We start from the raw sequence: 12740 nt of genomic DNA on the forward strand, positions 1-12740 counted from the left end.
CCTGGAACATCTTCCATCTCGGCATTGGTTATGTAGCTGGGGACACGAACTACTTCAAAGCCATCGACTAAAAGTTTAAGGCTTCCATAACCGTTATCGAAACCCGCAGGAAAAATTTTTTGTAAGGTGTGAATGTTTGACATCTGCTCCAAGTAATACACTTTAATTTGTGAAAATTATCTGTTCAAGTGATCTGCAAGAGCAAGAGAAAGAAGAATAAAATAACTTCACCCTTATTTTCCCAACTCAAGAGCTTATCATAACCCCTTGGGGGCTAAATGGGGTATAAAATATCAATCAATCAAATATACCCTACATAACACCTATATAGGAGCTATGTGGGAGTCAAAGTATCACAAAAGTCCTGAACTTTTGTTGGGGTATATGTAGCCCCCATATAGCCCCCGTAAAGAATTTTTGAAATTTTTTCTATCAACGCAGCAGAAATTAATTTAGAGCATCGTTGACTCTTTGATTTATACTTTAGTGTCAATCTTTTGTTAGCAATTTATTCTCCAGCAAGATGTCTAGCTAAAGCTCTGATTTACTTGGAATTTACCTACGAGAAATTGGTCGCTTCGAGAGGCTATTGCCTAAAACTTGAGATTTTCTAAGTAAGAGAAGTAAGGTCAAATCAATTCGCTGCTTTTCGCAATTCGCAATGAAGCTCACAGACTCGCTATCGCAATTAAAATACGTTGAACTCCAATTGGATAATTTGTGGGTTTGAAACTTGCACTAATTATTGTAATCATTAGTCTACAAGACGCTGCATGTAGATTGCTTCCCGTAAGAGTACGGTATCAGTAGTGGGTTCAAGCCCCTAAGAATTGAAACTGCGAATTGCGAATTGTTGTGGTTGCAGTCGCGAAAAAATATTGCTGGAGTAACGTAGAACTGCTGGATCTGATTCAACAGGGGGCTATTGGTTTACTTTCATGCTGTAGAGGAGTTTGGCCTAAATCGCGGCTATAAATTCTCGACTTGTGCATACTGGCAGATTCGGCAGGCAATTACAGCAGCAATTGCAGACCAATCGGGTACAATTCGCCTGCCCCAGGAAGTTACTAACAGATTGCTCCAAATCAAAAAAATATACATAGAACTTTTTCAAAGCTTAGGACGAAAGCCTACAATTACTGTATCACCGCGCTTTGCAACTTTGTCACTCGACCTACACACTACTTGAGAGGTTTGGACTTTTGCTGGATAGATTTCATGGCACTTTTGTTTCAGCAAATTAAGCTAAACTATTGCTATTTAATTTAACTTTATTAAAGTTGCATTAGTTATCCTTATAAATCTGGAGGGCAGCTTCTATTTCTTGAAGTTTCTGCTGTAAAGATTGACGAAAATTTTCCAGGTTAGAACGTTCAATTTTGTTCAAATTAATCTTTTTAAAGCCACGCATTATATTTGCTAACCGTTTATCATCGGTATTGGTAGCTGGCTTAGATACATATTTTGCAATGATTTGGTTAACTAATTCCTGAGTTTCTGCAAGGGTAAGACTTTGTTCAACTACTTTTTGAGTAGCTTCGATTCGGAATTTTGATGTCTTTTTTTCATCCATCCCCAGCTTTTTAGCTGATAACCGTTGTAGCACCATTGCATGTGCAGCCTTAAGATTAGACTCTCTAATCGCTATTTGTAAATCTGGAAAAAGTGATAACATCCGAAAATCATTGGCTGTGACAGAGCCTGGATTTAAACCAATACCTAATAGAACCTTAAAAACAGATTTTTCTAAGTCGGTTAAATCGAGTTCATCTAAAACTTGGTTTTGTTTATCTTCACTAGCTGCAATTAATTCACCTACCTGCTTCATACGTTTTTGATAATCTAAACGACGTACAGCAGTAGATAAGATACGTGGCGCTTCAGCAGTATCTATTCCTGTCTGTTCTGAAATTTCCTTTAAAAGAGCTTCCGCTTTATCAAGTGGATTAAGGTCTTCACGATGTAGAGTTGTTATTAACGCTTTCCGATGCAAATCTTGAGGACGAGGCATAGTGACAGCCTTTATTATTTGCCATCCTAATTTTTTAGCTGCACGCCACCTCCGCTCACCATCGAATAAATCAAAATGATCTGCTTCTGGGATAAGAATAATAGGGTGTAACTGTCCATCCTTATCCAAAGTTCGTACCATTGAATCGATACTTAATGAAGAAAATGTTTTTCTTGGTTGCCCAGGATTAGGACGAATTTTTATGATGCTAATTTCTTGTACCCCAGACTGCATTCTTAGTTGCTCACGTAATGTAGCAATCTGTACCTCTAATTCTGGAGCTTGTAAAGCTCGTAGGCGATTAACTTCTGCTTGAAGGTTGTTAATTTCCAGTTCCGCGTCAGACATTTGCGTAGCAGCACTAAACATTTTGGTCAAATCTACTTTTTGGCGTGTCATATTTATTTAGCTCCTACCAGTGCAGTTAAATCAGATGCTAATTTAGCAAAATCCTTACAAGCTGGGTGTTTTTTCCGATAAAGATGTAACGGTAAACCTGCTCCAGAAGCATTACTAAATTCATAAGAGAATCTAATTGTTGGGTAACAATAAGCGTCTGGAAGCTGTAATTGCCGAATTATAGTAGGCAACTGCTCCAGAATCTCATTATGAATAGCCTGATCAGACCTGTACTGATTAGGAACTATACCCATTATTTGTGGATAAGGCTCTAATCGAAGTCGTCTACATTCAATAAAGTAAAACTGAAGCAGTTCAGCTGCTCCGCTAGCACTTTTTGGCTCAAGTTGAATAGGGATAAGGATATGAGTGCTAGCAGCAAGAGCTGCAAGGTTTAGTCTTCCCAAGGTAGCAGGACAATCGATAATTATTACATCATGAGTTAGTGGATAATCCTGGAGATTATCTGCTAGAAGATAAGGCCCGCGTGGGTGATTGACCAAATCATCAGCAGTTTTAAGTAGCGGCTGTTGAAGACTCTGACCAACCTCAACTTTCAATCCAAACTCTGTCCAACAAGGAACTAAAGGCCAGTCCCCTGAGAAATCATCAGACAAGACAGATGAAATGGATTTTTCAGCAGTCGAGGGTTTTTCGAGACCACAGAATAAACTTAAAGAGCCTTGGGGATCTAAGTCAAGAAGACCTACCGAACAGGGGTGATGCCCAACTTTACAGCGAGCTAGTTCGTAAGCTAAGTGCGTCGCTAACGTGGTTTTTCCACTTCCACCAGCGTTACTCAAAATTGCCAAAACTACTTTTTTATGCTTTTTGTTTGACACAGATAATTCTCAGATTTCAAAATCTGAGACTAATATGCCACAATCGAACTCCAGATCCAAATTTTATATTTACTTTTCTGGAAAAGATCCAGCTTATCTAATAACGTAAACGCACTACAAATAGCTTAAATCGTATACTTGAAAGTAACAGAAAATTTAGATAATTTTTTCAAAAACCAAGTATTTTAGTACTAAAATACTACAAATAATCTTCTTTTACTAGTATAATCATGTGCGCCGTCTTCTAACAGGCAATGTCCACTCCTCCAGCCCACTCCCAAAAGCTTAATGTTTCTCTGCAATATGAAATTCTCACTGGAGTAGTTGAAAGACTCACTTTTTATTCCCAGGAGTCAGGTTACACTGTGGCCCACTTAACCTGCGCCAGAGCCACTGACTTAACTACAATCGTCGGCAGCTTTACTAATATTCAGCCAGGGCAGACTCTACAACTTACAGGTTTCTGGCGTGACCATCCATAATTTGGCCCCTAGTCCCAAGTAGTCAACTAAAAAGAAACCAAACCAGCTACTCTCACTGGAATTGAAAAATACTTGGGTAGTGGGCTGATTAAAGGTGTTGGCCCAGTCACAGCAAGACGGATTATTGCTCACTTCGGGCTAGAAACCGTAGACATCATCGAAAACCAGATTGAACTTTATTGAGCTATTTGATTTATACTTTTAAATCCCCTGGTTTAAAAAAGCCGAAGAGTTTGTATGTCCAGCCTGAGTTCCGACATGGTTCGCATCTATTTGCAAGAAATTGGTCAGTATCCTTTATTAAAGCCAGAGGAAGAAATCGCTTATGGTAGACAGGTACAAGAAATGATTGCCATTGAGCAATGTAAAAATGAACTCACTCAACAGCTAGACCGCGAACCAACAATGACAGAATTAGCCAACGCTGTTGAAAAAACCGAAGCACAAATCCGAGCAGCACTACACCTTGGTCAAAAAGCTAAACAAAAAATGGTGACAGCTAACCTGCGACTAGTGGTTTCTGTTGCCAAGAAATACCAGAACCGGAATTTGGAATTTTTAGATTTGATTCAGGAAGGAGCAATCGGTTTACAAAGGGGTATAGAAAAGTTTGATCCCAACCGGGGCTATAAGCTATCGACTTACGCTTATTGGTGGATTCGTCAAGAGATTACACGCGCTATAGCAGAACAATCGCGTACTATTAGATTGCCTGTTCATCTCACTGAAATACTTACCAAAATTAAGAAAGTACAGCGAGAAAGCTTTCAAAAACTTGGTCGTCATGCCACTGCTGAAGAAATAGCAAAATCATTAAACCTCAGTACAGATAAGCTTCGAGAATATCTCGCTGCCTCTCGAACAGCCATCTCTTTAAATAAACAAGTCGGAGATGAGAAAGAGACAGAATTGGGCGAAATTCTAGCAGACGTTGGCGCTTCACCAGAAAAACTGCTCACCCAGGAACTTCTATCGCAAGACGTAGCTAAATTCTTAGAACCATTGACACCTATACAGCGTCAAGTGTTGACTTTAAGCTTTGGGCTAGAGAACGATCAGCATTTCAATCTCGCTCAGATTGGCCAACAGCTAAACCTCAGTCGAGAGCGGATTCGTCAAATTCAGGTCAAGGCGATAAATATTCTCCGCCATCGACAAAACGACATGCAAGAGTATTTATTTGATTAAACCATCATGTAAAAATAAGTTGTACAAATTTGATTTGGAATAAGCTGTTAGCCTGACTTTCCAATTAAAAGTGTTCAAGTTATTTTTGCGTGATTCCTACGTTGCCACCAATAATCTCGATTGTTTCCCGAAAGACCATCTCGAAGTAAAAGCCCAATCTTTAAAAGGCAACATCCGCAGCAATCTCCTGCCAGCGAGTAGCCAAATCCTCCGCAGTAGAACTTTCAACAGCGGCAAGGTTTAATGGATAGTTCACGTTGTCTCGCTCGATCCAGCGCACGGCTGTGAATTGACCATTGCTTGCCCTTAATATAAATCCAGACTCTCGGCATTCACCAGAAGCCAGATATAACACTCCGGGGGCTACTTGCTCGGGTCGCAAATCAAGAGGCTCATCTTGTACGTTCCACATCCGCGTTTTGGCTACCGGCGAAATCGCATTAACGAGAATTCCATGCTCTTTGCCTTCAACCGCAAGCACATTCATCAGACCGATCTGTGCCATTTTTCCCATAGCATAAGGGGCAAGACCACTGAGTGCATATTGCTGATAAATAGCTCTATCGGAAGTAGTAAGCACAATCCGTCCGTAGTTTTGCTGTTTCATAATCGGAAAGGCGGCTTGAGCTAACCACGTTGGCGCTTCTATGTTGATGTTGATGGCACGTTGTAGAAAATCAGGTGTCAGGTCTTGGATTGATTCATAAGCAACCCAGCCAGCATTGTGGATCAAGATATCGAGGCGATCGAACTTTAAGAGCGTCATTTCTACCAGGCTGCGGCAGTTGTCTCGACTATCGAGGAGTACATCGCTGGCGATCGCAACTCCACCAGCTTTGCGAATGTTGCTGGCGACATCAGCCGCCACCATTGGATCGAAACCAATCCCCTCTTTGTTAACGCCTGCATCGTGGATTACAACTCGCGCCCCTCTTTCTGCCAACAGACGGGCATAAGCTGCTCCTAAACCGCGTCCACTGCCTGTAATAACGGCTACTTGATCATCAAGTCGAATCATTTGCCTCTCTCCTGACTGAAATCCTGAATTTGAGTGGGCGTAAGCACCATCTCATGACTTGCTCAAAGTTGGCTACCCAGCGTTCGCCTCTGCATGGCTATCTGTTCTGTATAGAGTTCATTTGTTTTCTCCAATACAAAAGCGATGAGACGCGCCTCATATTTCTTACGATAGGAGACAGTCATGTGACTGTCCAATATATATTTGACTAAGATTAATAGGTTAGACATATAAGTGTGATGGAACTACGGCATCTGCACTACTTCATTGCGGTGGCTGAGGAACTACACTTTAGTCGAGCAGCAAAGCGGTTGCACATTTCCCAACCCCCGCTCAGTCAGCAGATTCGCGGTTTGGAAGATGAACTAGGAGTCAAGCTGTTTGAGAGAACGAAGCGGCAAGTGCAGCTTACTGAAGCAGGCAAAGTGTTTTTAGAGCGCTCCTATCTGGTGTTAGCGCAACTCGAACAGGCGATCGAAGTGACACAACGGGTAGAGCGGGGTGAGGTTGGACGGTTGGCGATCGGGTTTGTTGGATCTGCAACGTATACCGTACTGCCAGATATTTTAAGTGTCTTTCGAGAACAGTTTCCTGCTGTAGAACTGCGATTGCATGAACTGACGACGCAAGAGCAAATTCAAGCTCTGCATCACAAACAGGTTGATGTCGGCATTGTTCGTTCTGCCATCATTGAGCCAGGGCTAAGTATGGAATGCGTTTTGCAAGAATCATTGGTATTGGCGTTGCCACAAACCCATCCGCTCTCTGCACAGGCTAAAGTGTCTCTCTCTGCTTTGGCAGATGAATTATTTATCCTATTTCCTGCCAAAATGGGGCCCATCTTTTACGAGCAGATTATTAACATTTGTCAAGAAGCTGGATTTCGTCCGAAAGTTGCTCAGGAGGCAGTTCAGATGCAAACTATCATCGGCTTGGTTGCAGCAGGATTGGGCATCGCTTTGGTTCCCGCCTCCTTGCAAAATTTCCACAGAAGCGGAGTTACTTACAGACCTTTACAAGAGCAGACACCTAAGACCGGACTTTATCTTGCTTGGCGGCAGCATGATTCCTCTCCAGTAATAAGAGCATTTCTAAGCTTGGCACAGAAAACGACGCAATGGGAGTCAAATCGTGATGATACGTGAGCAGTTAGAGAGCAATCACCTTACCTGCGGGGCCTCCAAGTACTGTCTCAGCAGTAAGCTGAAGCAGCCTAACGATTGATCGATTGATCTGACTTTTCCAGTGAAGTCGTGAAACAACGGAATAGCAAGGATTTCACAAGAGATTTTATTCTCAACAACTTAATTTTAATGATAATGAGTCACGAGAGAATATGGCTTTGGGCTAGGGGTATAGGAATGAACTTTATCGGCTTGTTAGTTATCAATCCACAGTTGAGCAAACTTTTGAGCGCAAGCGTCTTCAAACTCCAGCATCACGCCGCAACTTCAGGCGTAACCCCTTCCATCCTTAAGCTTCTTGCGTTTCGAGACTATGGTAAGATCCAAGACTATGCAGGAGAAACTTGGTTGACGCTCAAACAAGATTTACTGCAAACACTGCAAAATCAGCCAGATTGGGGAATAGGAGAAGCGCAAGTCGATATTTTCCTCCATGAAGGATTTAATTGATGATGCAATTAAAACAGTAGAGAGAGATACTTACTATGATTCCAAACTGGTTCATCGAGTCATGGATGCAGCAGTTTCCCATCGTCCAGATTGGGTAATTGATAACGCTCGCAGACGGGCAGAACCAATTATGGAACAAGGGAAAGCTGACCGTTATGACGCTGCGGTTAATTGACTAAAAAAAAGTCAAAGCTGCTTATATTCAACTAAGGCAAAAAGCTGAATGGTCTGCTTATCGCTCGAAATTAAAAGCGGCTCATGGACGTAAACGTAAATTAATGGAATTATTTAAAGAACTTAATTAATAGTATGATTAATTTGGCTAATGATACTACAAAACTGCAAACAAAACTCGCCCATATATACTTCGAGTTACATCCTTCCTTACAAAAAATTATTCAGTTATTTTCGGTAATTTATGCACCGATAGACAAAAATTCATTTGTAAATTGTCTTAGTAAAACTGGCGCTTTAGATGAAAGCAATAAACTTTGGGTAACTAAAACTCTTAGTCCGCAAATTGATAAATTATTAAAATCAGGCTTATTAGTACAGTCAAGTAGATCGGGTTCTGAATGTCATCCGTTACTCACAGAGATTGCTACTCGTCATGCTGTACAAACCGGACAGTTTGAAATCCTCGTCACAGCAGTAGAGGAAAAGCTACCCATACGTACTCACTGGAACAGGGATTCTCGAATTTTTTACAGCTTACGCCAGTGTATCAGAGAAATCCGCATTGGTATTTATCGTCAAGACCTTAGTTTTATTAATCAGCAAATTGAAGATTACCAGAAGTACAGTGATAGCGAAGAAAAAATAGTAAAAGAAAAGATATTTGAGCAGATATACAATAATGCATTTGATGCAGATTGGTTTAACACCCTACCACAAGAATTATATGAAAGTGGCATATCAAGTATCCTCTTCAATTCAGCCTTAAAATTATCTGCTTCTGAAGATGCGTTGACGCTGCTAGAAGAAGAATGCTCTACACCTGGAAGACATTGCTCAGATTATCTACATCTGATTTTGACAGAACAACTGTTGTTAGAGGGCTGTACCCAAGAAGCACAAGAAAGTCTGGAGCGTGTATCAAATGAATATCAAAATAACGCTGCGATCTTTTGGGGTTGGTTAAGTTTTCTGCGAGGTGAAAATGAACAAGCCATAAAATATTATACAGATGCCCTAAAAGCCATCAAAAAGGCTACCGGCAAACGCCAAATATATTTCAATACAATTGGGGGCTTATTTTTTATCCTTGCACTTTTAAAAGATGGTTCAGTGCAACGCCTCAAAGAAGCAGAAGAGTACACCAGTTTGATGTCCCGTCAATCAGATCATTGGCTCAGGTTCATTTATGGCAGACTGAACATGGTACTACAAGTTCACCTTGGTGATATTACCCAAAAACAATTTGTAGTCAGCGGTCATATTTCTTCTGTGGAAGAAGAAAATAGCTTACAAACATTGTTTTGTTCACTATGCCTTTACTGGATGGATGCAGAAAGTGCTAAAAAACGCTTACCTAATTTACTAGAACCACTATATCGGCGCTCGCTTGCCTCCGGTTATCACTGGTTGGCAATGGAAACCGCAGAACTCCTATCCAGGCTCAAACCAAGTAGCAACTATAATAAACTTGCAGAGGCACTGCGAGAAGATAGCGAGATCCAAACCATCGTAGACTTAATTCGACCCCAAGAAGCTTGGGAAATGTGCCTCAATGCCCTGGCAAATCTCCAAAAAGAACCACAAACACCAGGAAAACTAGAATCGGAACTGCGTTTAGCATGGTTCATTACCTTCTATCCCAGCAGATGTGTCTTACAACCACGAGAACAAAAAGTTAATGCTAAAGGAGAGTGGAGTAAAGGTCGCCCCATAGCCCTCAAGCGTCTAAGCAGTGGATTATCTGAGTTTGATTACATCACACCCCAAGATATGCGGGTATGTAGTTGTATTGAAACATATAATGATGGCTCTTATTACGGCAAAGTTGATTATACTTTCGGTGAAAAAGCCATCTCTGCTTTAATTGGGCACCCGTTGGTTTTTTGGGAAGATACACCCACTATCCGTGTAGAAATTGTTAAAGGAGAACCAGAACTACTGGTTAAAAAAGAAAAACTTGGCCGTCTCACCTTGGAATTTTCTCCCAAATTACCAGAATCACAGAATATTCTGCATATCAAAGAAACTCCAACCCGCATCAAAGTCATTGAAATTACTGCCAAACACAGACGCATTGCGGAGATTATTGGTATAGATAATAAATTAAATGTACCTGCGATCGCCGAAAAGCAAGTTTTAGCAGCCATAAATGCCGTCTCTGGCATCGTTACCGTACATTCTGACATTGGTGGCGGTTCAGAAGGTGCAGAAGAAGTACCCGCCCAGACTCTACCCCATATTCACCTTTTACCTGCCAATACCGGCTTGAAAATCAGCCTTTTGTCGCGCCCCTTTGCCCAAGGTGGCCCCTACTACCGTCCTGGTACAGGTGGTGAAACTGTAATTGCCGAGATTGACGGGAAACGTCTGCAAACCAGACGAAATCTACCTGAAGAGAAACAGCTTGCTAAAGCTGCCATCAAAGCCTGCCCCACCTTGACGCGAACTGAAGAACAAGATGGTGAATGGGTTATAGCTGACCCAGAGGACTGTTTAGAATTGCTGTTAGAACTGCAAGCACTGGGAAATAACATAGTTATAGAATGGCCACAAGGAGAAAAACTGCGTGTTAGCCACAATGCCGATTTGAAAGACTTTAATTTATCAATTCAACGTCAGCAAGACTGGTTTGCAGCAACTGGGGAGTTGAAATTGAATAACGACCTAGTGCTGGATATGCAGCAACTACTAGAACTATTAGAGAAAACCCCCAGCCGTTTTATTCCCCTTGGTGATGGTCAATTTTTGGCTTTAACTCAAGCTTTTCGGAAACGCCTCGACGAATTACGGATGTTTTCGGAAAAGCATAGTAAAGGTATTCGTTTTCACCCCTTGGCCACGTTAGGGTTAGAAGATTTTGTCGATGAGGTAGGTAAGGTAAAAGCAGATAAACATTGGAAAGCACATAGAGAGCGACTTAAGGAGGTGCAGAACCTCCAACCAGAATTGCCATCTACACTTCAAGGAGAACTACGTGACTACCAAATGGAGGGTTTTTGTTGGCTGGCGCGTCTGGCACATTGGGGTGTGGGTGCTTGTTTAGCAGACCAAATGGGACTGGGTAAGACCTTGCAGGCATTGGCGGTTATTCTCAGAAACGCCCATGAGGGGCCAACTCTAATTATTGCGCCGACTTCCGTGTGCATGAATTGGGTGAGTGAAGCACAGAAGTTTGCCCCAACTCTGAATATTATTCAATTTTCTGGTACTAACCGCCAAAAATTATTGGATGGGTTACAACCTTTAGATATGTTGGTTTGCAGCTATGGTTTATTACAGCAGGAAGAAGTAGCGCAAATGCTTTCTGGTGTACAGTGGCAAACGATTGTCCTGGATGAAGCCCAGGCGATTAAAAATATGACTACTAAACGTTCTCAGGCAGCCATGAACCTAAAATCTAATTTTAAGTTGCTGACTACTGGGACTCCGATTGAGAATCACCTGGGTGAGTTGTGGAATTTGTTCCGTTTTATTAATCCTGGGTTATTGGGTTCTTTTGAAAGCTTCAATCAACGCTTTGCTACCCCCATTGAAAAATATCAAGATAAACTTGCACGTAATAAACTCAAAAAACTGATTCAACCATTTCTGTTGCGGCGGACAAAAAATCAAGTATTAGAAGAGTTGCCATCTCGTACCGAAATTCTGTTGCATGTGGAATTGAGTCGGGAGGAAAAAGCATTCTATGAAGCGTTGCGCCGCCAGGCAATATCTAAACTTACCGAAACTGATGCCGAAGCAGGAAAGAAACATTTGCAAGTTTTGGCTGAGATTATGAAACTGCGTCGCGCTTGCTGTAATCCCAGCCTCGTTATGCCTGATACTGAATTACCTAGTTCCAAGTTACAACTTTTTGGCGAGGTGTTGGGTGAACTGCTGGAAAATCGTCATAAGGCGTTGGTGTTTAGTCAATTTGTTGACCATTTGCACATTATTAGAGATTATCTAGAGCAGCAAGGTATTAATTATCAATATCTAGATGGTAGTACTTCAGTGGCAGAGCGGAAAAAACGGGTGGATGCATTTCAAGCTGGTTCAGGAGATGTATTTCTGATTAGTCTCAAGGCGGGGGGTACAGGACTGAATCTAACTGCTGCTGATTATGTGATTCATACAGACCCTTGGTGGAATCCCGCAGTGGAAGACCAAGCCTCAGACCGCGCCCATCGCATTGGGCAACAACGCCCAGTTACCATTTATCGTCTAGTAGCAAAGGATACTATTGAAGAAAAGATTGTGCAATTGCACCACCACAAGCGAGATTTGGCGGATAGCCTTTTGGAAGGTGCTGATATTAGTGGCAAGATATCAACGGAAGCCTTGTTACAGCTGATTAGTGAAGGTTAAGGCATTTACCAAGGCTTTTTTGACAATAATCGCTCATTCAGTAAGTTGCTTTTATCTGACTTGAGCGATGGAGCAATGCGATTTTGTGAGATCATGTTAAAGACAGCAGGGGAGCAGGGAGCAGGGGGCAGGGGGAATGGAAAAAGAACCAATAAAAAGTCATGAAGACTTGGAAGTATATAAAATGGCATTTGATGTAGCCATGAAAATTTTTGAATTATCTAAGAAGTTTCCTGTTGAAGAACGTTATTCTTTAACTGATCAAATTCGTCGTTCATCTCGTTCAGTTTGTGCAAATCTGGCAGAAGCATGGAGAAAACGCCGTTATGAAGCTGCTTTTATTGCAAAATTGAATGATTCAGAAGCGGAAGCAGCAGAAACTCAGACTTGGCTGAAATTTGCTGTTAAATGTAGTTATTTAGACGTTGATATAGGCAGAGAGCTTTATGGAGTTTACAACCGAGTTTTAGGGATTCTAGTAACCATAATTAACAATCCATCTCCTTGGCTCATAAAACGCTAATTTCTAATCCCCCTGCTCCCTGCTCCCTGCTCCCTGCTCCCTGCTCCCTGCTCCCTGCTCCCTGCTCCCTGCCCCCTGCCCAAACGAAGCAAGGCATCTCACAAAATCGCATCGCTCCC

At 41.8% G+C, this 12740-nt stretch carries 11 protein-coding genes and 1 pseudogene; 8 read left to right on the top strand and 4 right to left on the bottom strand.

Features of this window, described 5'->3' with window-relative positions:
* The first annotated feature begins 925 nt into the window (after positions 1 to 925).
* Entirely contained in the window at positions 926 to 1189 is a 264-nt protein-coding gene (locus F8S12_RS15895; protein WP_196517124.1) for a hypothetical protein, read from the top strand.
* A gap of 96 nt (positions 1190 to 1285) precedes the next feature.
* On the opposite strand, the gene F8S12_RS15900 is transcribed toward F8S12_RS15895, so the two are convergent.
* Positions 1286 to 2410: a ParB/RepB/Spo0J family partition protein gene (locus tag F8S12_RS15900; protein ID WP_196517125.1), complete on the bottom strand. Its 1125-nt coding sequence runs from the start codon at positions 2408 to 2410 to the stop codon at positions 1286 to 1288.
* A gap of 2 nt (positions 2411 to 2412) precedes the next feature.
* Positions 2413 to 3252 carry a ParA family protein gene (locus F8S12_RS15905; protein ID WP_196517126.1) on the bottom strand — a complete coding sequence of 280 codons (840 nt, stop codon included), beginning with the start codon at positions 3250 to 3252 and terminating at the stop codon, positions 2413 to 2415.
* Positions 3253 to 3506: 254 nt separating this feature from the next.
* On the opposite strand from F8S12_RS15905, the pseudogene F8S12_RS15910 reads away from it, so the two are divergent.
* Positions 3507 to 3908, top strand: a pseudogene (locus F8S12_RS15910) (YrrC family ATP-dependent DNA helicase); the annotation flags it as partial.
* Positions 3909 to 3971: 63 nt separating this feature from the next.
* Positions 3972 to 4922: an RpoD/SigA family RNA polymerase sigma factor gene (locus F8S12_RS15915; RefSeq protein WP_196517127.1), complete on the top strand. Its 951-nt coding sequence runs from the start codon at positions 3972 to 3974 to the stop codon at positions 4920 to 4922.
* 160 nt (positions 4923 to 5082) lie between these two features.
* Here F8S12_RS15915 and F8S12_RS15920 read toward each other — a convergent pair whose 3' ends face one another.
* The gene (locus F8S12_RS15920) at positions 5083 to 5940 is read right to left on the bottom strand and encodes an SDR family NAD(P)-dependent oxidoreductase (RefSeq protein WP_196517128.1); all 858 of its coding nucleotides are present in this window, start codon (positions 5938 to 5940) and stop codon (positions 5083 to 5085) included.
* A 62-nt stretch (positions 5941 to 6002) separates the two neighbouring features.
* On the bottom strand, positions 6003 to 6170 hold the full coding sequence (locus tag F8S12_RS15925; protein WP_196517129.1) for a hypothetical protein: 168 nt from the start codon (positions 6168 to 6170) through the stop codon (positions 6003 to 6005).
* Positions 6171 to 6179: 9 nt separating this feature from the next.
* On the opposite strand from F8S12_RS15925, the gene F8S12_RS15930 reads away from it, so the two are divergent.
* The 5 genes from F8S12_RS15930 (at position 6180) to F8S12_RS15950 (ending at position 12621) form a co-directional block, all read left to right on the top strand.
* Entirely contained in the window at positions 6180 to 7085 is a 906-nt protein-coding gene (locus F8S12_RS15930) for a LysR family transcriptional regulator (RefSeq protein WP_196517130.1), read from the top strand.
* Positions 7086 to 7301: 216 nt separating this feature from the next.
* The gene (locus tag F8S12_RS15935; RefSeq protein ID WP_196517131.1) at positions 7302 to 7574 is read left to right on the top strand and encodes a hypothetical protein; all 273 of its coding nucleotides are present in this window, start codon (positions 7302 to 7304) and stop codon (positions 7572 to 7574) included.
* Positions 7558 to 7749, top strand: coding sequence for a hypothetical protein (locus tag F8S12_RS15940; protein WP_196517132.1), 192 nt, complete (start codon positions 7558 to 7560; stop codon positions 7747 to 7749). Before F8S12_RS15935 ends, F8S12_RS15940 begins: the two co-directional genes overlap by 17 nt.
* A 134-nt stretch (positions 7750 to 7883) precedes the next feature.
* On the top strand, positions 7884 to 12098 hold the full coding sequence (locus F8S12_RS15945; RefSeq protein ID WP_196517133.1) for a DEAD/DEAH box helicase: 4215 nt from the start codon (positions 7884 to 7886) through the stop codon (positions 12096 to 12098).
* A gap of 136 nt (positions 12099 to 12234) precedes the next feature.
* On the top strand, positions 12235 to 12621 hold the full coding sequence (locus F8S12_RS15950) for a four helix bundle protein (protein ID WP_196517134.1): 387 nt from the start codon (positions 12235 to 12237) through the stop codon (positions 12619 to 12621).
* Positions 12622 to 12740: the final 119 nt, after the last annotated feature.

It is taken from the genome of Nostoc sp. WHI (assembly GCF_015714725.1).
In the GTDB taxonomy this organism is placed as follows: Bacteria; Cyanobacteriota; Cyanobacteriia; order Cyanobacteriales; family Nostocaceae; genus Nostoc.

Bases quoted from the DNA above. Each gene is read 5' to 3' on its own strand.
- F8S12_RS15900 (WP_196517125.1), bottom strand. From the start codon at position 2,410: ATGACACGCCAAAAAGTAGATTTGACCAAAATGTTTAGTGCTGCTACG.
- F8S12_RS15915 (WP_196517127.1), top strand. From the start codon at position 3,972: ATGTCCAGCCTGAGTTCCGACATGGTTCGCATCTATTTGCAAGAAATT.
- F8S12_RS15920 (WP_196517128.1), bottom strand. From the start codon at position 5,940: ATGATTCGACTTGATGATCAAGTAGCCGTTATTACAGGCAGTGGACGC.
- F8S12_RS15925 (WP_196517129.1), bottom strand. From the start codon at position 6,170: ATGTCTAACCTATTAATCTTAGTCAAATATATATTGGACAGTCACATG.
- F8S12_RS15930 (WP_196517130.1), top strand. From the start codon at position 6,180: ATGGAACTACGGCATCTGCACTACTTCATTGCGGTGGCTGAGGAACTA.
- F8S12_RS15935 (WP_196517131.1), top strand. From the start codon at position 7,302: ATGAACTTTATCGGCTTGTTAGTTATCAATCCACAGTTGAGCAAACTT.
- F8S12_RS15940 (WP_196517132.1), top strand. From the start codon at position 7,558: ATGAAGGATTTAATTGATGATGCAATTAAAACAGTAGAGAGAGATACT.
- F8S12_RS15945 (WP_196517133.1), top strand. From the start codon at position 7,884: ATGATTAATTTGGCTAATGATACTACAAAACTGCAAACAAAACTCGCC.
- F8S12_RS15950 (WP_196517134.1), top strand. From the start codon at position 12,235: ATGGAAAAAGAACCAATAAAAAGTCATGAAGACTTGGAAGTATATAAA.